This window comes from Delftia sp. WY8, from assembly GCF_018437695.1.
Classification (GTDB): Bacteria; Pseudomonadota; Gammaproteobacteria; order Burkholderiales; family Burkholderiaceae_C; genus Comamonas; species Comamonas tsuruhatensis.
The window spans coordinates 5,883,648-5,901,677 of the sequence record NZ_CP049795.1; the positions used below are offsets into that span (position 1 = coordinate 5,883,648).

General features: G+C 64.0%; 25 protein-coding genes. 21 read left to right on the plus strand and 4 right to left on the minus strand.

Features of this window, described 5'->3' with window-relative positions; all coding sequences use genetic code 11:
* Nucleotides 1-21: 21 nt before the first annotated feature.
* Entirely contained in the window at nt 22-273 is a 252-nt protein-coding gene (locus tag G4D77_RS26870; RefSeq protein ID WP_213757770.1) for a hypothetical protein, read from the minus strand.
* Entirely contained in the window at nt 270-605 is a 336-nt protein-coding gene (locus G4D77_RS26875; RefSeq protein WP_213757771.1) for a hypothetical protein, read from the minus strand. The genes G4D77_RS26870 and G4D77_RS26875 overlap by 4 nt, the downstream gene beginning before the upstream one ends.
* Nucleotides 606-811: 206 nt before the next feature.
* Between G4D77_RS26875 and G4D77_RS26880 the strand changes: the two genes are divergently transcribed.
* Nucleotides 812-2,143, plus strand: coding sequence for a hypothetical protein (locus G4D77_RS26880; protein ID WP_213757772.1), 1,332 nt, complete (start codon nt 812-814; stop codon nt 2,141-2,143).
* A 407-nt stretch (nt 2,144-2,550) separates the two neighbouring features.
* Here the strand turns inward: G4D77_RS26880 and G4D77_RS26885 are convergent, their stop codons facing one another.
* Nucleotides 2,551-3,246 carry a S24 family peptidase gene (locus G4D77_RS26885; RefSeq protein WP_250134235.1) on the minus strand — a complete coding sequence of 232 codons (696 nt, stop codon included), beginning with the start codon at nt 3,244-3,246 and terminating at the stop codon, nt 2,551-2,553.
* An 83-nt stretch (nt 3,247-3,329) separates the two neighbouring features.
* On the opposite strand from G4D77_RS26885, the gene G4D77_RS26890 reads away from it, so the two are divergent.
* From G4D77_RS26890 to G4D77_RS26905, 4 genes are all read left to right on the plus strand, one after another.
* A complete protein-coding gene (locus G4D77_RS26890) occupies nt 3,330-3,587 on the plus strand; it encodes a transcriptional regulator (RefSeq protein WP_213757773.1) in 258 nt (85 codons plus the stop codon).
* Nucleotides 3,580-3,852 (plus strand): hypothetical protein, encoded by a 273-nt coding sequence (locus G4D77_RS26895; RefSeq protein ID WP_213757774.1) that lies wholly within the window; start codon nt 3,580-3,582, stop codon nt 3,850-3,852. The genes G4D77_RS26890 and G4D77_RS26895 overlap by 8 nt, the downstream gene beginning before the upstream one ends.
* A 177-nt stretch (nt 3,853-4,029) precedes the next feature.
* Nucleotides 4,030-4,641: a hypothetical protein gene (locus tag G4D77_RS26900; RefSeq protein ID WP_213757775.1), complete on the plus strand. Its 612-nt coding sequence runs from the start codon at nt 4,030-4,032 to the stop codon at nt 4,639-4,641.
* Nucleotides 4,634-4,900 carry a hypothetical protein gene (locus G4D77_RS26905; protein WP_213757776.1) on the plus strand — a complete coding sequence of 89 codons (267 nt, stop codon included), beginning with the start codon at nt 4,634-4,636 and terminating at the stop codon, nt 4,898-4,900. Before G4D77_RS26900 ends, G4D77_RS26905 begins: the two co-directional genes overlap by 8 nt.
* 99 nt (nt 4,901-4,999) lie before the next feature.
* On the opposite strand, the gene G4D77_RS26910 is transcribed toward G4D77_RS26905, so the two are convergent.
* A complete protein-coding gene (locus G4D77_RS26910) occupies nt 5,000-5,248 on the minus strand; it encodes a hypothetical protein (RefSeq protein WP_213757777.1) in 249 nt (82 codons plus the stop codon).
* 27 nt (nt 5,249-5,275) lie between these two features.
* On the opposite strand from G4D77_RS26910, the gene G4D77_RS26915 reads away from it, so the two are divergent.
* The 16 genes from G4D77_RS26915 (at nt 5,276) to G4D77_RS26990 (ending at nt 18,016) form a co-directional block, all read left to right on the plus strand.
* Nucleotides 5,276-5,806, plus strand: coding sequence for a phage regulatory CII family protein (locus G4D77_RS26915; RefSeq protein ID WP_199136431.1), 531 nt, complete (start codon nt 5,276-5,278; stop codon nt 5,804-5,806).
* The gene (locus G4D77_RS26920; protein WP_213757778.1) at nt 5,796-6,644 is read left to right on the plus strand and encodes a hypothetical protein; all 849 of its coding nucleotides are present in this window, start codon (nt 5,796-5,798) and stop codon (nt 6,642-6,644) included. Before G4D77_RS26915 ends, G4D77_RS26920 begins: the two co-directional genes overlap by 11 nt.
* Nucleotides 6,645-6,673: 29 nt before the next feature.
* Nucleotides 6,674-7,015, plus strand: a complete 342-nt coding sequence (locus G4D77_RS26925; RefSeq protein WP_034395242.1) for a hypothetical protein — start codon at nt 6,674-6,676, stop codon at nt 7,013-7,015.
* A 24-nt stretch (nt 7,016-7,039) separates the two neighbouring features.
* On the plus strand, nt 7,040-8,110 hold the full coding sequence (locus G4D77_RS26930; RefSeq protein WP_213757779.1) for a YdaU family protein: 1,071 nt from the start codon (nt 7,040-7,042) through the stop codon (nt 8,108-8,110).
* 199 nt (nt 8,111-8,309) lie between these two features.
* Nucleotides 8,310-8,798 (plus strand): hypothetical protein, encoded by a 489-nt coding sequence (locus G4D77_RS26935; protein ID WP_213757780.1) that lies wholly within the window; start codon nt 8,310-8,312, stop codon nt 8,796-8,798.
* The gene (locus tag G4D77_RS26940; protein ID WP_213757781.1) at nt 8,795-10,891 is read left to right on the plus strand and encodes a phage terminase large subunit family protein; all 2,097 of its coding nucleotides are present in this window, start codon (nt 8,795-8,797) and stop codon (nt 10,889-10,891) included. The genes G4D77_RS26935 and G4D77_RS26940 overlap by 4 nt, the downstream gene beginning before the upstream one ends.
* Nucleotides 10,892-10,896: 5 nt before the next feature.
* Nucleotides 10,897-11,277: a Mor transcription activator family protein gene (locus tag G4D77_RS26945; RefSeq protein ID WP_213757782.1), complete on the plus strand. Its 381-nt coding sequence runs from the start codon at nt 10,897-10,899 to the stop codon at nt 11,275-11,277.
* A 27-nt stretch (nt 11,278-11,304) separates the two neighbouring features.
* Nucleotides 11,305-11,535, plus strand: a complete 231-nt coding sequence (locus G4D77_RS26950; RefSeq protein ID WP_034395255.1) for a phage head-tail joining protein — start codon at nt 11,305-11,307, stop codon at nt 11,533-11,535.
* Nucleotides 11,536-11,537: 2 nt separating this feature from the next.
* Nucleotides 11,538-13,040 carry a phage portal protein gene (locus G4D77_RS26955; protein ID WP_213757783.1) on the plus strand — a complete coding sequence of 501 codons (1,503 nt, stop codon included), beginning with the start codon at nt 11,538-11,540 and terminating at the stop codon, nt 13,038-13,040.
* 53 nt (nt 13,041-13,093) lie between these two features.
* Complete coding sequence (locus tag G4D77_RS26960; RefSeq protein ID WP_213757784.1) at nt 13,094-15,166, plus strand: prohead protease/major capsid protein fusion protein; 2,073 nt, start codon at nt 13,094-13,096, stop codon at nt 15,164-15,166.
* 41 nt (nt 15,167-15,207) lie between these two features.
* On the plus strand, nt 15,208-15,567 hold the full coding sequence (locus G4D77_RS26965) for a DUF2190 family protein (protein WP_034395262.1): 360 nt from the start codon (nt 15,208-15,210) through the stop codon (nt 15,565-15,567).
* Between the two features lie 17 nt (nt 15,568-15,584).
* Entirely contained in the window at nt 15,585-15,893 is a 309-nt protein-coding gene (locus tag G4D77_RS26970; RefSeq protein ID WP_213757785.1) for a head-tail joining protein, read from the plus strand.
* A 1-nt stretch (nt 15,894) separates the two neighbouring features.
* Nucleotides 15,895-16,365, plus strand: coding sequence for a hypothetical protein (locus G4D77_RS26975; protein WP_213757786.1), 471 nt, complete (start codon nt 15,895-15,897; stop codon nt 16,363-16,365).
* A 12-nt stretch (nt 16,366-16,377) separates the two neighbouring features.
* The gene (locus G4D77_RS26980) at nt 16,378-17,046 is read left to right on the plus strand and encodes an InlB B-repeat-containing protein (RefSeq protein ID WP_012206478.1); all 669 of its coding nucleotides are present in this window, start codon (nt 16,378-16,380) and stop codon (nt 17,044-17,046) included.
* Nucleotides 17,047-17,114: 68 nt separating this feature from the next.
* The gene (locus G4D77_RS26985) at nt 17,115-17,552 is read left to right on the plus strand and encodes a hypothetical protein (protein WP_250134236.1); all 438 of its coding nucleotides are present in this window, start codon (nt 17,115-17,117) and stop codon (nt 17,550-17,552) included.
* Between the two features lie 8 nt (nt 17,553-17,560).
* Nucleotides 17,561-18,016, plus strand: a complete 456-nt coding sequence (locus tag G4D77_RS26990; protein ID WP_213757788.1) for a hypothetical protein — start codon at nt 17,561-17,563, stop codon at nt 18,014-18,016.
* Nucleotides 18,017-18,030: the final 14 nt, after the last annotated feature.

Consider the following 18,030-nt stretch of genomic DNA (forward strand, 5'->3'; position numbering starts at 1 on the left):
TCCTGAATGAGTACGGCCCGCTCAGTGGCGGGCCGTTGGTTGGTCAAAGAAGGTGGTGCCGCACCAGGCGTAGAGCAGCATTCCGCAGTGCCTGGCCTCGTCCAGCGCCGCATATCCCGCGTTGCTCAGCAGCGCGCATGCGCTCCAGATCAGTGGTTGGCCGGCGCCCTCGCGCTCCATCACCGCGCCTTCGGCCAGGTCGCGGAAGTAGGTGGCCAGCCAGAACGGGCCGGGTGGTGCCGCAGGCGGTGTCTCGGGGTAAGGAGGGCTCATGGCTGGTCTGTGTTTTCCTGGAAATACCTCGTCCCAGTCCAGGCGAAGAGCAAGAAACCTTCTTCCAGCGCAAGCGACAGGGCTTCGCTGGCGCGCTCCTGAATCAGGACAGCCGCGAAATGCAGTGCGTCAGTCGTGATGCCGTCGCGGCGCCTTTTCTGCTGGATGAGGCTCTCAATTGCTGTTTCCCGAGCTACATGGCGGAAGTAAGCGGCGATCCAGAATCGGTTCTTTGAGGTGTCGTAGTCAGCCGGCGTTTCTGGGAGCACGATGCCCAGATGCTCGACCGCGACCTTGCGCGGAGGGCGTCGCGGTGGGATGGCATTTGCCATAGCAGATCTCCAGTGGTGGACGAAGAAAAGGGCCGGTGCCGCGTGGCGGCTGCGTGGGCGTGATGGCTGGTGGTTGCGAAGAAAGAAGCCCAGGCCCGGCGGAAATGAAAGCCACATGTGCCATTCAGAGCAGATGTGCTGCGTGGAGGACGTGGTCGTGTGGCGTGACAACCTGTAAACTCGGGTGTCAAAAGTTTGGAGCAGATATGAATTTGAGGACGGTTGGCAGCACCATTGCCCTGAGCATTCTTCTCACCGCTTGCGCTACTACTTATGAAGATAGGGCAATTAAGGATAAGAATTATTCTGGTGCTCTGTACTCGGTCAGTTACTACGAGGCCAAGGCCGGCAGAGACGACGTTGATAAGCTGGTGGCAAGAATCAAGGATGCCGCCGGTTCTCAATATCAGCTTCAGTTCTACGAAGACACTAAAAAATTCATCCAATATAAAGAAAAGAATCGCGCCTTCTTCAAGGATATGGTCTTGTATATGGCCAATGCTCAAAGAGGTGGACTGCTGGATGCGGGGCAAGCGGCAGATATCAACCAAATTCTTTATAAAGAATTGGCGCAGCAAGCGATCTTGAAGCCCACGACTTTGAACGCTGAGCTTAAAGAGAGTTATCCAGATTTGCCGAAGTACATGGGCGCGGCGTACGAATCTGAGTATCGCCGAGCGCTCAATGGAGAACTGCCGGATTTGGAGGCGTATGCGTCCGTTTACTCGGCCATGAAGAATAGTGACAATGCAAAGGCTGCTGCGCTTTTGCCAGTTGTGCGCACAAAAATGGCTGACCTGATCAAGTCAATGGGGCCAGGCGCGTGGCGCGACCTCGCTGGAGTTCTTGCCGTCTACACAGCGACGCGTGACCCAGTGATTGAGCAACATGTTCTGCAGTTCGTCACGCGCGCAGACCTCTCGAAAAAGCAGCTCAAGGAAGAGGTGGCGACCGTGCTTCCCGACTTGGCCGCCAAGGCTAGAGCAGAGAGAGAGCTTCAAGTGAAGATCGTTTCTGACAGCAATGATCCGTTCATAGATGAGCTTCCGAAGGCGCTTGAAGACTTTGATGAGTGGATAACTGTTGAAGACGAGGCTAAGCGAAAGCTGACCATCGCGCGGTTGCGCATCACTGAGCGACCTGGGAATCCTCTCGTAAGAACGCAAACGGTTAGCGATCTGGATTTTGCTACGAGACTGCTGATTCCGAAGAATGCCAGCGTTCTTTACGATACCACCACAACCAACTATGAGATCAGTTGGAGCATGAATGTCAGCGATTCTGCTGGCAAGGGATCAAAAGTCATATCTGGCAAGAAATCTGAGCAGAAAATTGAATGCTCCAACATCAGATATAAAAATGTGTTTGGCGGTGAAGGCGAAGTTGGGTTGATCCCAACGAGCATCCAAGGTGTCTGTAAAAGGAAGAGCGGCATAAACTTTGATGCCATCCGCTCTGAGGCTGTCAAGGAAATTGCGGGAGAAATCGTGCAGCTGCTGCGTAAGGACCAAAAGGTATCGGGTACTACGCGCGGTTAGTAGTCCTCAGTCCTATGTGATCTTTTCGTATTTCACAGCGTTATTGACAGGCCCAGCACCTTAAGTGCTGGGCCTTTTTATTGCCCGTTCTTTCCGGGCTGTCAGCCATCGCTGGCTGGGGTTTTCTGTTCTTGGCAACCCTGTTTGCCTCACCTGGTCGCCCGTCTACCGCGCTTTGGCAGGACTGGGCCGGGCAGGACTACCCGCGCAGAGCAGCGGCCCATGCCCGCTGGTGCTTGTGCCGGTCTGCCTGGCAGGTCGAGCAGACATCATCGGCGTGCAACTTGTGAAAGACCGGGGCTTGCCCGGTCGATGCCGTGGTGCCCGCCGAGTACTTCTCGGTAGGCGAATCTTAGCTCTAGGCTAATAACAAGGTCAATAGCCTAAAGCTAAATAATCTTCTCTGGCTATCGGAAGTAGCGACGATGCTCAACCATGGTTCCGATGATGGTTATCGCAGTTTCGTCTGAGCGCATGATTGGGTAGTCGTCGTTGAGTGGCACCAGCTCAAAGATCTCGTTGCCCAGCAGATCTACAGAGCGTAGACGGTACTTTTTGAACGTGGCCCCTTCACCTCCGTTGCGGGCAGCCACATATGAGCCTGGCTTGGGAGTGACCGCTGGATCGATTACGACACGGTCGCCTTCCTTGAAGTCTGGCTCCATAGAGTTGCCCTTCAGGGTGAGGGCAAAGGTTTCCTTGGAGTGTTTTCGGTCGGAAAAAAGCCACTCCTCAGCATCACCTGGCTGGAAGACGTTACATGTTTCGCGCCATCGGCCAGCCTGTATGTACGAAATCAGCGGGATTCGTTGCACTTCAGGCTCGGCTGGGGCCGTGTTTGGTGCTTCGTCGCCGCTCGTTTCCTCGTGGGTCAGGGGTTGGTCCATCCAGCCGTGTGGTTTTTTGGTGAGCGTTTCGATTTCCCGTGCTGTGGCGTTGCTCATCACGCGCGGTTTACCCGTCTTGGAGTTGGTCGAGGCATTGAGCCATTGACTGATCTGTGCGGGAGCTTTGCCGATGATCTCGGAGAGGTTCGCTTGGCTTCCTGCTTCTTTGATGAGGATGCTGAGCTTGTGCCGACGGGTGGCTTCAACTGGTTGCATAGGGCTAGTATTTAGCGGATGGCTAACATCGACAATGTGCAGGGGGCTAGCGCAAATGATTAGCTTCAGGCTAAAATTTGTTCATGAAGCTATCGGACTATCTCTCTGCGCAGGGCCGCGGCAGCAAGGCGCGGTTGGTTCGGGAAATTGGCGCCCACGCCTCGGACCTCTCTGATTGGCTCTGCGGGGCGCGTCCGATCCCGTTGCACCGCTGCACAGCCATTGAAGTTGCGACACAGGGCGTGGTCACCCGAAAGGATCTACGCCCTGATGACTGGCAGAGTCACTGGCCAGAACTGGCGCAGCACGCAACCCAGGTTGAGGAGGTGGCTCATGGCTGAACCCCTCAACCGTCCCGCGTTCATGGTGCTCTCTCGTGCCAATGGCGGTGTGCGCATGGAGCTGCGCAAGGGTCATCGCTCCGTGCGGCGCTCGTTCACTCCAGAAGAGGCGCAGTTGCTGATGTTCATGCTGGCGACCGCGCTGGCGGACTTTGATCAAGAACGCGCGCCAGATATCGCTAAACAGGCAGTTCTGTGCGAGATCGGCCGTTACGGCAAGAAGCAGCATGGCTGCCGTACCCCCGATTTGATGGAGAGGCAGTGATGCATGCCTACCTTTGGTTTTCCCTGGTGATCTGCGCTCTTTGTGTATGCGGTCGGGCTATCTGGCTGGCGCGCGGAGAGTTCCCTCGGCGCACGGCTGGCCAAGCTGTAGTGGATCTGATTTTTGATTTGGTGATGGCTGGCTGGGCTCTGGGTTTGCTGCTGCAAGGAGGTGCCCATGCTTGAAGAACTGCGCCGAGAACTGTTCCGATGCCAGGCGCGAGCGCTGTGGCTGCGCTCGCTGGCGGTGGCTGATCCGCTTCTCAGCGCGCGGCTGCAGGCAGAGTCCAGTCTTGCATTTCTTCGTGCAACGCAAGGCGAATGTCCTCTGGACTCATTGAGCGAACATCCCGAGGCAGCCAGTGATATTTCTGGATCCATTCCTCCAAGCTTGGGGAGGTCGCCAATGGCTGAGCCCATGTCCCCCGAAGAGCTCGCCGCAGCTTTGAAGACGGTCGGAAAATGGCGCGAGGGCCTGACATACAAACAATTCAGGACGCTTGAAAGCGCAGGCTTGATGTCGCTGCGGGCGTGGGGTCTGGGTTTGGCGGAGTTCGAAGCCATCGACCCTATTGATGGTGAGCTTGCCCCGCAGACGATGGATGACGCGTTCGCGCTTCTCCGGCGGTTGGTAGATCGCACTGACCTGAGCCCGATGGGGGTGGTGCATGCCTTTACAGCTGGCAGTCTGGCCGGCTCCATTCTGACTGCAGAGTTTCCTGCGTTGTTGGCACATCGAGTCGAGGGGCATGCCGCCTTCGCTGCAGGGCAGGAGGCAGCCCATGGCTGATCAAACCCTTCGTGTTGTGCTTGTTGGCCAGACAAGGCTGCTAGCCGACCTCGCGCTACTTGCTGAAGCGGCCAAAGGATCGCTTGAGGTCCGCGAGGCTCTTGTCTACTTTCTTCATGGAGCTGTCGAGACTGCGGGCGTCGATATCCAGTGTGGTTCCACAACCCTGGCAGGTGAGCTTCGGGTTGAGGCGAAGCTTCCCAATCGTCTCGCGTCGCTCGCGGCGGCACTTCGGGCAATTGATCGTGATGGCCTGTGAGTCCAAGAGTCCCATTTTGTCCGCCCTCCTTGGCGTAGTTGGTGGTGGTGTGAGAGCTTCCATCGTACCCAAGGCAGGGGCGGACACCTGTTTTCCCCCTCATGCCACCACTCTTGCAGAGATGCCCCGCAGCTGTGAAATCACTTCCGGCGGCGCACTCCCGGACTCCTGCATGCGCTGGCAGCACAGCTCGCTCCAGCGGGCCAGCGCGACTGCGCTGAAGCCGGCTCGGCCTTCGCCCTCCAAGACTTCGATCATCTGGCCCATGAACAGCTCCAGGGCCTGCGCCCATTGGGGGCTGCCGATGGTGTCTGCAGTGGGCGTTGCGGGTGTTGTGCTGTGGGTCATGTCGTTGGCTCGTAAGGGGTTGTGCTGATGAGTGCAACTTTCTCAGTTGGCATCGCCCCTGGCTATGTCGAAAGTGAGCCTCAAGCCGACATTGCCGCCGGCATGGACGTGCTCGACGCGGCTTATCTGATCGCGCAGACCAGCCAGGGCGGCATCAAGGCCCTGGCGGTGCGCATGGGCATCAACGCCGGCACGCTGCAGCACAAGCTCAACACCAACAACGACACCCACCACCTGACGCTGCGCGAATCCGTGCGGTTGCAGGTGGTGACGGGCAATGCAGCGGTGCTGCATGCAATGGCCAGCGAACTGGGCTTCGAGTGCCGGCGCACCCTGCCAGACCAGGCCGAGGGCGATCCGGTGGAGGCCTTCATGCATTTCCAGTCCGCCGTGGCCGAGGTCACGCGCGCCGCAGCTGATGCGCACCGGCAGCCGTCGCGCAATGCCGTGCGGCGCCTGGATCGTCAGGTGCAGGAACTCACGGTCATGGCGCAGTACCTGGCCCGCTCGGCACAGCAGCGCCTGGCTGCCACCCCTGGAGGTGGCAATGCGTATTGATATCAAGCCTGAGGGCGGTGATCGATACAAGCGTGCCCTTGCCGGCCTGGATGGTGGGCAGATTGCGCAGGCCACGGCCGAGGCCATCAACATGGGTGCGGGCCGGGTCAAGAATTCCATGCGCTCTGAAATGCAGAGCGTTTTTGACAGACCCACAGGCTACGTGCTGCAGTCCGTGCAGGTGGTCAAGAAGGCCACGGTCGGCGATCTCAATGCCCTGGTGGCGCCTACCTACATGGGTGGCAAGGGTGTGGACCCGCAGCAGATCCTCGCCGCGCAGGAGGACGGCGGGCGGCGCCGCGACAAGCGCAGCGAGAAGGCCCTGCGCACGGCAGGCATCCTGCCCATTGGCTACCAGACCGCGATCCCGGCCACTCCGTATCCGGGCAGTGATGACGGACGCGGGAACCTCAAAGGCTCGACCCTGGTACAGCTGATTGCCTACTTCCAGGCCTTCGGCGAGCAGGGCTACCGGGCCAACATGACCAAGGGGCGCATCCAGGCCTTGCACCAGCGCGGTGGCAAGGGCGCGCGCTTCATGGGGCCGGTGAAGGGCATCCGCTACATCGTGGCCTATGGCCGCCTGCGCGGCGGTGCACGGGCTACGGCACGCGGTGAGTACGACAGGCGTGCATCCAACCTGCCGCCCGGGATCTGGGCGGTGACCGGCACCGGCGGCGCGGATGTGCGGCCGGTGCTGATGTTCGTGCGCGGCGGCAACTACAAGCCCCGCATCAGCCTGGACGGGGTGCGCAAGCGCTCGGGCATCGATGAGCTGATTCCCCGCTGGGTCCGTGGCCGAGTCTACGACGCATTCAAGAAAGCCAGTCTGGGCTGACGGCCCGGCTGATATCAGGAGAGATAGACATGCAACACACCACCCATCAGGTGACCTCGCATGACACCAAGGCGGATTCGTTCTCCGCCATTGGCAATGCCACGCGGGTGCGCCTCAACGAGCGGCTGTACAGCAGCCTGGCCGAGGCCCACCGCCGGGGGCAGCCCGCCCTGAGCCGGCGCGAACTGCGGGACTTCCACAACGAGTGCACCGGCGAATGGTTGGAGATCTCCAGCGTGGCCAGCACGGTCAATGCGCTGGTGGCGGCCAAGCGCGTGGAAGAGGTGGCGGCGCGGGCCTGCTCCCTGCCGCCGCATCGCCTGGTCAAGCCTGTGCGCTGCCGCCTGCAGCAGGCGACGTTGACGGACTGAATTGATATCGAAGGTTGAGCAGGCATGAATCACTACCCCCACCACATCGGCGACTTCAACACCGCGACACGGCACTTGTCACGGCTGGAGCGTGCCATCTACCGTGACATGCGTGACATGTACTGTGACACCGAGGCAGCGTTGGACGGCTCCAGCTTCGATCTGCTGGCGCGGCGCCTGCTGTGCCGGTCGCCGGAAGAGATCGATGCCCTGCAGTTCGTGCTGGCCGAGTTTTTCACGCTGCTGCCCGATGGCCGATATCAGAACGACGAATGCGAGCAGATCGTGGCCCAGTTCCGCCAGCAGCAGGAGGGGCGAGAAGAGGTCAAGAGCAATGAGCACCTGAGGCAGAAGCGCAGCAGGGCTAGGCGAAGTGCTATCTTTTCTGCGCTTCGTGCTATCGGTGTCGTGCCCGCTGCCAAGGCCAAGGCGGCAGAGTTGATGGCCCTGTGCCGTCAGCATGGGATCGTCGTGACAGACACCAGTGTCACGCTCAATGGCACGGACTGGCTCGGTGGTGATACGGGTAATGTCACGCCGCGTCACGGTGATGTCACGGGTGGTGTCACGCCTCGTCACGGCGATGACACGGGTAACCAGAACCAGAACCAAAACCAATACATACCCCCCAACCCCCCTGCAGGGGGGGCGAACGGTGGATTGGCTATCGCCACGGCACTTGCAGGCAGCTTCCCGGAGCAGCGGCGCACCAGGTTGGTGGATGTGGCCGATGCCGTGGCCGATGCCATCGCCCGTGGCGACGTGACGGCCGAGGAACTGCTGGCTGCCGCTGAGCAGCAGCGTGGACTGCTGGCGGCGAAGGATGGCAAGGCCTGCCCCAGCCTGCTGCGCTGGGTGCGTGAGCAGCGTTGGAAAGACGTGGTGATGCTGGCATCTGCGGCAGGCGAGGGGCAGCAGCCCGACAACTGGGCGGACACGCGCAGCGGCGTCGAGGGTATGGCGGCCAGCCTGGGCATGCCAGGCTACGACGACTGGTGCGATGCGCGAGCGGGGCAGGGCCTGCGGCGAGCGTTCGCGGACTACGAGGCGGCAGTGCATGCGCTGCTGGCCGAGCGCCAGGGGGTGTCGGCATGACGGTGCGCACCCTCATCGGCGCGGGGGCGCCCCTCTCGATGTGCTCAAAAAATAGGCAGGGTCGCGGGTCCTTTTTGGCCCCCTTGGAAGCGGGTAATTCGAGCCGCGTGTGCGGACTGTTGCGCAACCTTCCTAAGGGGGTTAAGTGAAGGTCCTGCCTTACTTTAATGCTCCTATTTCGCAAGCAGAATTCGCTGCTTTGATCGGTGTCAGCGAGGCCCGCGTGAGCCAGCTGGTGAGCGAAGGCGTGATCGTCCGGGGCGATTCGGGCCACGAATGGCTGCTGGGATACTGCGAGCGCCTGCGTGACCAGGCGGCGGGCCGTGCATCGGCCGGTTTGGGCGGTCTGGACCTGGTCCAGGAGCGTGCGGCGCTGGCGCGCTCGCAGCGCGAGGCCCAGGACCTAAAAAACGCCGTCGCCCGTGGCGAATTCGCGCCCATCGGCGCCCTGGCGGACGTGCTGGGCCTGGCCAGCTCGGCCGTGGTGGACCGCATGGACCAGATCGAGGGCCAGCTGCGCAAGGCCTGCCCGGATCTGCCCGAGGATGCCCGTGTCACGGTGCTGCGCGTGCTGGCCGATGCCCGCAATGAATGGATTCGCGTCACGTCCAAGCTGATCGGCGAGCGCGTGGCGGCCATGGCCGAGGCGCCCGACGAGGATGAGCTGGACGAGGAGGCCGCATTTTGAGCGCACCCCTGTCGAGAGAGGCGATTTCAGCCATCCAGGCCGCCGCGCAGCTGGGCCTGTCCAGCCTGCGGGCCGACGCACCGCAAACACTGTCCGAATGGGCCGCCGACCACTTCCTGCTGGCCGGCGAATCCAGCCACCAGAAAGGCGGTTGGGTGGCCTGGCCGTTCCAGGTGGGCATTCTGGACTTCATGAGCGACGACCGCATCGAGGAGCTGGCCGTCAAGAAGTCCAAGCGCGTCGGCTACTCGAAGATGATCACCGCCTTCGTCTGCTACAACATCGCGCACCGTCGCCGCAAGCAGGCGCTGTGGCAGCCCACCGACGACGACCGTGACAGCTTCGTCAAGACCGAGATCGAGCCGCTGCTGGACAGCAAGGACGGCGTGCCATCGGTAATCGCTGCCCGCAAGCAGGGCAGCCGGGTCGAGGAGACCATCAAGTACAAGCCTTTCCGTGACAGCGTGCTGCACCTGTTGGGCGGCAAGGCGGCGCGGGCCTACCGCCGGATCACGGTGGCCGTGGCCATCCTGGACGAATGGACGGCGTTCGACCAGACCATCGGAGGCAGCAAGGACAAGTCCGCAGGCTCGCCCGGCACCTTGGCCAAGGGCCGGCTGGAAGGCGCTCCATACCCCAAGTTCATCGGCGGCAGCACGCCCGGCATCAAGGGCCTTTGCCACGTCAGCCGCGCCTGCGAGGATTCCGAGGACGAGGTCGATTACCTGATCGAGTGCCCGCGCTGCGAGGCCGAGCACCCGCTGACCTGGGGCGGCAAGGAGGCCATGCACGGCTTCAAGTGGGAGGCTGGCAAGCCTGAGACGGTGCGCCACATGTGCCCCCACTGCCGGGAGTCCATCAGCCAGGCTGAATATCTGCCCGGCGGCTGGCCGCTGACCGGCGCCTGGGTGTGCCGGCGTTCTGGCCGCCGCTTCGGTGCAGACCGCATCTGGCGCGGTGCCGATGGCACGCCCTGCAGGCCCCCGCGCACGCTGGGCGTGCACATCTGGGCCGCGTACAGCCCGCAGCGCACCTGGGCGTCCATCGTGGACGAGTTCGAGAAGGCCCACCGCGCCCTGCAGGAGGGTGATGCAGGCCCCATGACCTCGTTCACCAACGAGACGCTGGGCCAGGCCTGGGAACTGAAGGGGGAGGGCACTGACGACCATGTGCTGCAGGCCCGAGCCGAACCCTATGCCATCGGTACGGTGCCCGTCGGCGGCCTGGTGCTGACGGCTGGCGTGGACGTGCAGCGCACCTGGTGGCAGATCAACGTTTGGGCCTGGGCGCGCGGCATGGAAAGCTGGATCGTGGACCGCCACATCATCGAGGGCAACCCATCCAGCGAAGGCGACTGGGCGCCCGTGACGGCCTACCTGCAGCGCCGTTACCGCCAGGCCTGGCACGGCGGCAGCCTGGGCCTGAGCGCCATCAGCATCGATTCGTCCGACCAGACGCAGGCTGTCTACAACTATGTCCGCACGCACCAGCACATGCTGCCCAACCTGCGCGCCATCAAGGGCGACAACAACGACAACCGGCCCATCGTCGGGCCGGCCAGCATGCAGGACATGGACTGGCGCGGCCAGAAGATCAAGCAGGGCATCAAGCTCTGGCTGGTGGGCGTGGACAACGCGAAGGATCTGCTGCTGGGCCAGCTGGCGATCACGGACGCCGGACCGGGCTGCGTGCACTTCAGCGAGGACCTGCCGCGCGAGTTCTTCGAGCAGCTGACCGCAGAGCAGCGCATCCTGGCCAAGGTCCAGGGCCGCGAGGCCTACCGCTGGGTCAAGCGCCGCCAGCGCAATGAGGATCTGGACTGCCGCAACTACGCCATCCACGCGGCCATGGCCCAGGGCCTGCACAAGTACACCGATGCGCGCTGGTCGCAGGTCGAGCAGATGGTGCAGCCTGCGCGCGACCTTTTCAGCCCGCCTGAACTGCCACCCGCTGGCGCACTTCCGGCCACTGCGACTGCCACCGCTTCAGCACCGTCGCCTGCTCCTACCTCATCCCCTGCCCGTGCTCCGGACCCAGCGCCGCGCCGTGCAGCTCCCATTCGCCGAAACGGCGGCTTCTCCCGTTCCTGGTAGCCCTCATGACCTCCAAATCCAACACTACTCTGCCCCTCATGCAACCGGACGCGGCCAAGTCGCCCGCCACGCCAGAAGCGGATTTCGCACCAGACCTCGTGGACCGCATGTTCGACTATCTGGTCGAACTGTTACCCGAGCTGCGTGGCAGCCCCGCCATTGTTGAGCGTGTCCAGCAGCAGCTGCGCAGCGAGTTCGCCGGCCAGGATGCCTACATTCCCGCCCGGTCTTCCGTGGGCAAGGCAGAGGAACGCCGGCAGGTGCTGCGGCTGTGGAACGGGCGCAATGCCAAGGCTGTGGCGCGCACGCTGGGCATCAGTCGGGCAACGGTGTACCGGTACCTAGAAGCGAGTCGGCTGAATCCGTCTCAGGTTTCCGGGAAATGAGACAGTTGCCCCGGTAGCGTGCGGCGTATGAGCACGCTCCAAGACCTTCAGATGCGCCTCGCGCGCCTCAATGCTGCCATCCACAGTGGTGAGCGCACCATTACGACCGAGGATGGCGCCTCGGTCACCTATCGCAGCCTGGACGAGATGATGGGCGCGCGCCGGGATCTGCACACGCAGATTTCGGCCGTGGCCGGCACCGGCCAGCCACGCGCCCTGGTGGCGCGCTTTCGCTTCGCCGGCCTGCGGGACCGCTGACCATGCAGCGCCGTACCGTGGCCCGCAGGGCCTCCCCCACGCTGGTCGACCGTGTTGTCGGCTATTTCTCGCCCGCACAGGGCGTGCGCCGCCAAGTCGCCCGGGAAATGCTGGTGCGCGCCTACGAGGGCGCCAGCCGTGCCGATGGCTGGCGCGTCAAGCGCTCGGGGGCCAGCCCCACGGCAGACCACGCCGCCGATGCGCGCGAGCTGCGCATGCGTGCGCGCTCACTTGCGCAGAACGTGCCGAACATCGTGCGCGCCGTCAGCGCTGTGCTCGCCATGCGCGTGGGGCAGGGCATCGTGCCCGTGTGGGCCGACGAGGGCCTGGCCAAACGCTGGCGCGAATGGGTGCCCCATGCCGACTATGACGGCCTGCTGGACTTCTACGGCCTGCAGTACAAGGCCGAGCGCACGCGCGACGTGGATGGCGCCGTGCTCATCCGCAAGCACATCCAGCGCATGGGCTCCACGGTGCCGCTCAAGCTGCAGCTGTTGGAGATCGACTTTCTGGACGTGGAGCGCAACGGCGTTCTTGCCGGCGGGCGCGAGATCATCCGGGGCATCGAGTACGACAAGCGCGGCCAGCGCCTGGCCTACTACCTGTTCGACCGCCACCCCGGTGATTCCGGCATGTGGACCCTGGGCCGCAGCGGCACCAGCCAGCGTGTGCCGGCCGATGAAATCATCCACTTCTTCGACTCCGAGCGCCCCGGCCAGCAGGACGGCATCACGCGCCTGGCGCCCATCATCGCCAAGGTGCGCGACTTGCATACCTACGGTGATTCCGAGCTGCAGCGCAAGCAGCTGGAATCGCGCATGGGGGTGCTGGCCGAGATGGAAGGGGCCGGAGGCATGCCGCCGCCGTTGCCTGAAGAGGCTGGAGGGCAAAAGCCCGGCCTGATGGACCTGGGCGATCTTGCTGGCGGCGGCATCGTGGGCCTGCCGCCAGGCATGACCAATCCCACCTTCATCGAGCCGAAGGCCGTGCCGGGCTTTGGCGAATACATGAAAGGGGGTTGGAAGGAGGTGGCCGCAGGCTATCGCTGCCCCTACGAGCTGATGACGGGCGACCTGACGGAGGTGAATTTCAGCACCTCGCGCATGAGCATGAACCAGTTCCGGGCCGAGGTCGAATCCGAGCAGTGGCGCGTCACCGTGCCGCGACTGTGCGCGCCCATTGCGCGGTGGTTTGTGGCGGCCGTGGATCTGGTGGCCCCGGTGCCGGCAAACGTGGCTGCGCCGGATTGGAGCACGCCTCGCTGGGCCAGCCCGAACCCCGTGCAGGACGTGGCCAGCGACCTGAGCGCCGTCAAGGGCGGTATGCAGAGCATCAGCGAAGTCATCCGGCGCAGGGGCTATGACCCTGAGGCCGTTTTCAGCGAGCTGGAGGGCGACCTGGTGCAGCTGCGTGATCGCGGCATCTTGCCCCTGCTGGCTGCGCTGTGGGGCGCGCAGAACCCCATTGACTTAGTGGCCCAGATGGAGGGGCAGGGGCAGAAGTGAAATCGTCTCAGTTTTCCGGGATTTGAGACAGTCAAACCGGAAAACTGAGCGCCATGCCACAAGCCAACGCCCAATCTTCCGCGCCCCAGATCCACGATTTGCCGGTGCAGACGCGCGCCGCAAGCCTGGTCCCCGACACCTACAACGAGGCCGACAGCACGGTCGAGGTGGTCTGGACCACGGGCGCCAAGGTGCGCCGCTACGACTATTGGAACGACCGTCCCTACGACGAGGACCTGCAGATCAGCCCCGAAGCCGTGGACATGGCCCGTTTTGATGCCGGCACGGTCCAGGTGCTGGACGGCCACCGCAGCTACGGCGGCGTTGCCGCCATCCTTGGCATCGCTGTACGGGGCTGGATCGAAGGTGGCGAAGGCCGGGCCGTGATCCGGCTGAGCCAGCGCCCCGAGCTGGCCGGCATCGTGGCCGACATCCGCGCCGGGATCATCCGCGCCATCAGCTTCGGCTACAGCGTCCAGCGCTACGAAATCACCCGCGCCCAGGACCGCACGGACGGCATCAACGTCGATCTCTACCGCGCAGTCGCCTGGACCCCGCAGGAAATCTCTTTCGTCACAGTGCCTGCCGACCCCAACGCCGGCACGCGCAGCGCACCCACTTCCCAGGCCCCGTCCGGTGCAGCGCCCCAGGGCGGCATGCCGTGCGAGTTCTTTCAACGGGCAGCCGCCCAACCTACCACCCAGGAGCACCAACGTATGCCCCAAGCAAACCAAGCCGGTGAAGGCGGCCAGACCGCCAACACCACTCCGGCCGCGAACGTCGCGCAGAACCCGCAGAACCGTCAAGCCGAGGGTGGCCAGCAGCCCGCGCCCGTCGCAGTTTTCGACGGCCAGCGCGCCGCCGACATCGTTGCGCTGTGCCAGCGCCACAACCTGGCCGATCTGCAGGCCGACCTGCTGCGCAATCAGTCCACCATGGACCAGGCCCGCGCCGCCGTGCTGACGGCGCTGGACCAGCGCAGCCAGGCCAACGCCAGCGGACCCACAACCACCATCCGCACCGTGGGCGACGAGCACGAAACGCGCATGCGCGGCATCGAAAACGCGCTCATGCACCGCCTGGACCCTGGCGCGCAGCTGGACGACAACGGCCGCCAGTACCGCTCGCTGTCACTGGTGGAGATGGCGCGCGAGGTGGCCGAAGGCCTGGGCCAGAAGACACGCGGCATGAGCCGTGCCGAGATCGTCAACGTGGCGCTGCGCGTGCGCTCCGGCATGCTGGGCACGGGGGACTTTCCTGCGCTGCTGGGTGGCGTGGGCCAGCGCGTGCTGCGTGCGGCCTACGAGCAGGCGCCCAGCACCTACCAGTTGTGGGCGCGCCGCGCAGCCAACCTGCCTGACTTCCGAATCCGCCAGGTCATCGGCGTGGACGGCGATGTCGAGCTGAAGAAGCTCAACGAGCATGGCGAGTACACCTACGGCAACCTGTCCGAGGATGCCACGGGCTACCGCGCCTTCACGTTCGGCCGATCGCTCGCCATCACCCGCCAGATGATCGTCAATGACGACCTGGACGCGCTGACGCGCACCGGCACCCGCTTTGCCGATGCAGCACGCCGCCTGGAAAACCGCCTGGTTTATGACCAGATCCTGAAGAACCCGGCCATGTCGGATGGCGAGCCTCTGTTTGATGCCGCGCATCGCAACCTGCTGACCGGCGCAGGGTCCAAGTTCTCGCTGGAAGCGCTGTCCAGCCTGCGCACGCTGATGCGCAAGCAAAAGGGCCGTGACGAGGAGTCGCTGAACATCGCGCCGGCTTTCCTGCTGGTCCCCTCCGACCTGGAAACCCTGGCCTACCAGTTCACCAGCCCGAACTACCAGCCCACCAAGTCCGGCGACATCAACGAGTTCCGCACTGGCGGCCGCACCGCGCTGGAACCCATCGTGGAGCCGCTGCTGGATGACGTGTCCACCACCGCCTTCTACCTGGCGGCCCGCGGCGGCCAGATCGACACCGTCGAGTTCGCCTACGTGGACGGCTACGAGGGGCTGCGCACCGAGACCTTCTCCAGCGAAGACGTGGACGGCGTGAAGCTGCGCGCCAGCCTGGACTTTGCAGCCAAGAGCCTGGGCTGGCGTGGCCTGGCCAAGAGCAACGGCGCCTGAGCGCACCGCCATCCACACACACGTTTTCAGGAGATCAACCCATGAAAAACTATCAACAGCGCGGCCACGTCATCGAGGTCCTGGCAGCTGCCGCCGCAGTGGCTGCAGGCCAGCCCGTGGCCATCGGCGCCATTCTCGCCGTGGCCAATGGTCCGGCCCAGGTCGGCGAGCCCTACAACGCCGAGCGCGTGGGCGTCTTTGTCCTGCCCAAGGCGGCAGGCACTGCCTGGACGCAGGGCCAGCCCCTGCGCTGGGATGTCGAAACCGGCGCATTCGCAGTTGGAGGCGCGGCCACGGCCGGCGACGTGACGGGGGCGGCGTTCGCCTTCGAGGCGGCCGACAGCGCGGCCACGCAGGGCGCCGTCTGCCTGCCCGGCGTCATCGGCACGGTCGCGGCCTGAGCGGAGCAGGTCCGGGTATGACGTTCCTCCTCATCCCAGGCGCCGAGCGGGCAGGGCGCGTGCGCTCTGCCCAGCAGCGGCACCACGCCAATGCGGTGGCTGTCTGGCAGGGCGGCGAGCCCTTCGGCGTCATCCTGCGGCGCGGCCCGCGCGAGGCCTTGGGAATGGTGGGTGCCTACGTCCTGGCCTGTCGGCTGCCCGCTGACATGGTGCCTGGCATCGCCCAGGGCGAGCCCATCGAGATCGACCAGGTCAACTACCGGATCGCCGAGCCTCCCCAGCCCGACGAGTCCGGCTGGCTGCTGCTGCAGCTGGAGGTGGCCTGACATGGCGCAGCACATGCAGCAGCAGATCCTGGCCGCCTGGCGCGTGGATCTTGTTCTCGCGGCCACCCTGGCTGGAGACAGCGTCCGCGTCGAAGGTCGCAACGCATACCCGGTAAGTGCCCTGCCAGCCATTGATATCAGCGCGGCAGACGAAGGGATCGAGCCCCTCTCGGGCGGGCGCGGTGGCCTGGCCACGCTGCACCGGGAATTCCTGGTCGATGTCACCAGCATTGCCACAGGCGACCAGGCGCGCGAGCAGGCCATGGAGCTACATGCGCAGATCGAGGAGCGCATGGGGCCTGCTGCGGGCGGCGTGCTGGCCGGCCTGCTGATCGCGCCACCGCGTCTTCGGGGCATCCGTGGGCAGTGGGACGACGCCGCTACCCAACCCATCTACATCGTGCGCGGCATGTGGCTGTGCCGATACCTCACCGCCGAGGGCGCCCCGCGCGGCCCGGCATCCCATCCCTGAAAGGAAACGACCATGGCAGTCCAAAACGTTCGTACCTCGGCTGGCAGCAAGCTGCTGATTTGTGCCGCCCGGCCAGCATCCTACGATGCGGCCGGCTTCCAGGCCCTGGCCTTCAAAGAGATCGCAGAGATCACCGATCTGGCCGAACTGGGCCGGGAATACAACCAGGCCACGCATTCGCCGCTGGCAACCCGCCGCATCGTCAAGCGCAAAGGCAGCTTCAACGATGGCAGCCTGTCCGTGCCCATGGCCCGCGACATGAACGACGAGGGCCAGGTTCTGCTCAAGGCTGCATCGGTGTCCGACGACAGCTACAGCTACTGCATCCGCCTGCAGGACGGTTCGAGCCACTACTTCACGGCGCAGTGCATGAGCTTCAAGCTCAACGTGGGCAGCGTCGATTCCATCACGGCGCACACGGCACAGCTGGAAATCGACAACGACATCATCGAAGTCCCGGCCATCTCGTTCACCCTGGCCTACACGGCCGGCGCCAATGGCTCCATCGTCGGGGTCGCAAGCCAGACCGTGCTGCAGGGCGCCACGGGCAAGCCCGTGTTCGCTCAGGCTGCCGCCGGCTTCGACTTCGAGAAGTGGAGCGACAACAGCACGGAAAACCCGCGCTCCGATGCCAACGTGCTCGCCAACGTGGCAGTGCAGGCCAGCTTCATCCCCGAGTAATTCGCCGCCGCCTTGCCCGGCTGCGGCCGGGCGGCATGCCCCTCTGTCTTTCATTCATCGCCACCACCATGCTCAAGCTTTCCCAACTCCGCGTTGCCGACACCGCTGCCCTGCACCTGAAGGATGCCACCGGCGAACTCCTGTACTTCAAGGACCCCACCAAAGGCGCTGGTGCGGTGGAGCAGCCCGTGTTGATCCATGTGTACGGCCCCGGTTCGGAGCCCTACCGCAAGGCCCAGCTGGGCGCGCAGCGCCGCGTCATGGCGCTGGTCAAGAAGAACCGCCGCGCGCTGGAAGAGCGCACGCCCGAGGAGCGCACTGCCGACACCGCAGCGCTGCTGGCCGACATCACGCATTCCGTTGAAGGCCTGGACCTCGAAGGCCGCCCCGTGCGCGAGGGGATGCAGGCCCTGTACGCGGACCCTGCTGCCGGCTGGGTGGCTGACCAGGTCAACGCCTTTGCGGCGGACTGGGCAAATTTTTCCAAGAGTGCGCCGAAGGACTGAGCCTCTACGTGCGCACATGGGCGTGGCTCAACGCCCCGCTCAAGCCCCAGAACGGAAAAAAGACCCGGCAACAAGATGACGAACCCAGGATCACACGCATCGAGGAATTCGAGGCAGAAGGCCGTGAGCCTGACTTGCCTGACCCTGGACCGGCCGGCTATCTCCTCGAAGTGTTCTTCGACCTGGGTCCCTTCATCAAATCGGCCATGGGCAGCATGCCCATTGGCTATGAACAGTTGGTGGCTTGGCAGTCCATCCACGGCGTTCGGCTCAGCCCGTGGGAGGGTAAAACGCTGTGTGCACTTTCCCGCATTTGCATGGACGCCGTTGACGCAGCAAAGGACCCTGGCGCCCCACGGCCAGGCAGTGTTGATGAGTCGCCCGAGCAAGCCGAGGAGCGGCGCGAGCGTGTGTCCAGCGGTCTGGGCGACATGCTGCGCTCGTTCAGACGTGCACCGAAGTGACCTGCAGGGGGCGG

What these genes read in the sequence shown, in the direction of transcription:
- G4D77_RS26870 (WP_213757770.1), bottom strand. Translation starts at nt 273, where the DNA reads ATGAGCCCTCCTTACCCCGAGACACCGCCTGCGGCACCACCCGGCCCG.
- G4D77_RS26875 (WP_213757771.1), bottom strand. Translation starts at nt 605, where the DNA reads ATGGCAAATGCCATCCCACCGCGACGCCCTCCGCGCAAGGTCGCGGTC.
- G4D77_RS26880 (WP_213757772.1), top strand. Translation starts at nt 812, where the DNA reads ATGAATTTGAGGACGGTTGGCAGCACCATTGCCCTGAGCATTCTTCTC.
- G4D77_RS26885 (WP_250134235.1), bottom strand. Translation starts at nt 3,246, where the DNA reads ATGCAACCAGTTGAAGCCACCCGTCGGCACAAGCTCAGCATCCTCATC.
- G4D77_RS26890 (WP_213757773.1), top strand. Translation starts at nt 3,330, where the DNA reads ATGAAGCTATCGGACTATCTCTCTGCGCAGGGCCGCGGCAGCAAGGCG.
- G4D77_RS26895 (WP_213757774.1), top strand. Translation starts at nt 3,580, where the DNA reads ATGGCTGAACCCCTCAACCGTCCCGCGTTCATGGTGCTCTCTCGTGCC.
- G4D77_RS26900 (WP_213757775.1), top strand. Translation starts at nt 4,030, where the DNA reads ATGCTTGAAGAACTGCGCCGAGAACTGTTCCGATGCCAGGCGCGAGCG.
- G4D77_RS26905 (WP_213757776.1), top strand. Translation starts at nt 4,634, where the DNA reads ATGGCTGATCAAACCCTTCGTGTTGTGCTTGTTGGCCAGACAAGGCTG.
- G4D77_RS26910 (WP_213757777.1), bottom strand. Translation starts at nt 5,248, where the DNA reads ATGACCCACAGCACAACACCCGCAACGCCCACTGCAGACACCATCGGC.
- G4D77_RS26915 (WP_199136431.1), top strand. Translation starts at nt 5,276, where the DNA reads ATGAGTGCAACTTTCTCAGTTGGCATCGCCCCTGGCTATGTCGAAAGT.
- G4D77_RS26920 (WP_213757778.1), top strand. Translation starts at nt 5,796, where the DNA reads ATGCGTATTGATATCAAGCCTGAGGGCGGTGATCGATACAAGCGTGCC.
- G4D77_RS26925 (WP_034395242.1), top strand. Translation starts at nt 6,674, where the DNA reads ATGCAACACACCACCCATCAGGTGACCTCGCATGACACCAAGGCGGAT.
- G4D77_RS26930 (WP_213757779.1), top strand. Translation starts at nt 7,040, where the DNA reads ATGAATCACTACCCCCACCACATCGGCGACTTCAACACCGCGACACGG.
- G4D77_RS26945 (WP_213757782.1), top strand. Translation starts at nt 10,897, where the DNA reads ATGACCTCCAAATCCAACACTACTCTGCCCCTCATGCAACCGGACGCG.
- G4D77_RS26950 (WP_034395255.1), top strand. Translation starts at nt 11,305, where the DNA reads ATGAGCACGCTCCAAGACCTTCAGATGCGCCTCGCGCGCCTCAATGCT.
- G4D77_RS26955 (WP_213757783.1), top strand. Translation starts at nt 11,538, where the DNA reads ATGCAGCGCCGTACCGTGGCCCGCAGGGCCTCCCCCACGCTGGTCGAC.
- G4D77_RS26960 (WP_213757784.1), top strand. Translation starts at nt 13,094, where the DNA reads ATGCCACAAGCCAACGCCCAATCTTCCGCGCCCCAGATCCACGATTTG.
- G4D77_RS26965 (WP_034395262.1), top strand. Translation starts at nt 15,208, where the DNA reads ATGAAAAACTATCAACAGCGCGGCCACGTCATCGAGGTCCTGGCAGCT.
- G4D77_RS26970 (WP_213757785.1), top strand. Translation starts at nt 15,585, where the DNA reads ATGACGTTCCTCCTCATCCCAGGCGCCGAGCGGGCAGGGCGCGTGCGC.
- G4D77_RS26975 (WP_213757786.1), top strand. Translation starts at nt 15,895, where the DNA reads ATGGCGCAGCACATGCAGCAGCAGATCCTGGCCGCCTGGCGCGTGGAT.
- G4D77_RS26980 (WP_012206478.1), top strand. Translation starts at nt 16,378, where the DNA reads ATGGCAGTCCAAAACGTTCGTACCTCGGCTGGCAGCAAGCTGCTGATT.
- G4D77_RS26985 (WP_250134236.1), top strand. Translation starts at nt 17,115, where the DNA reads ATGCTCAAGCTTTCCCAACTCCGCGTTGCCGACACCGCTGCCCTGCAC.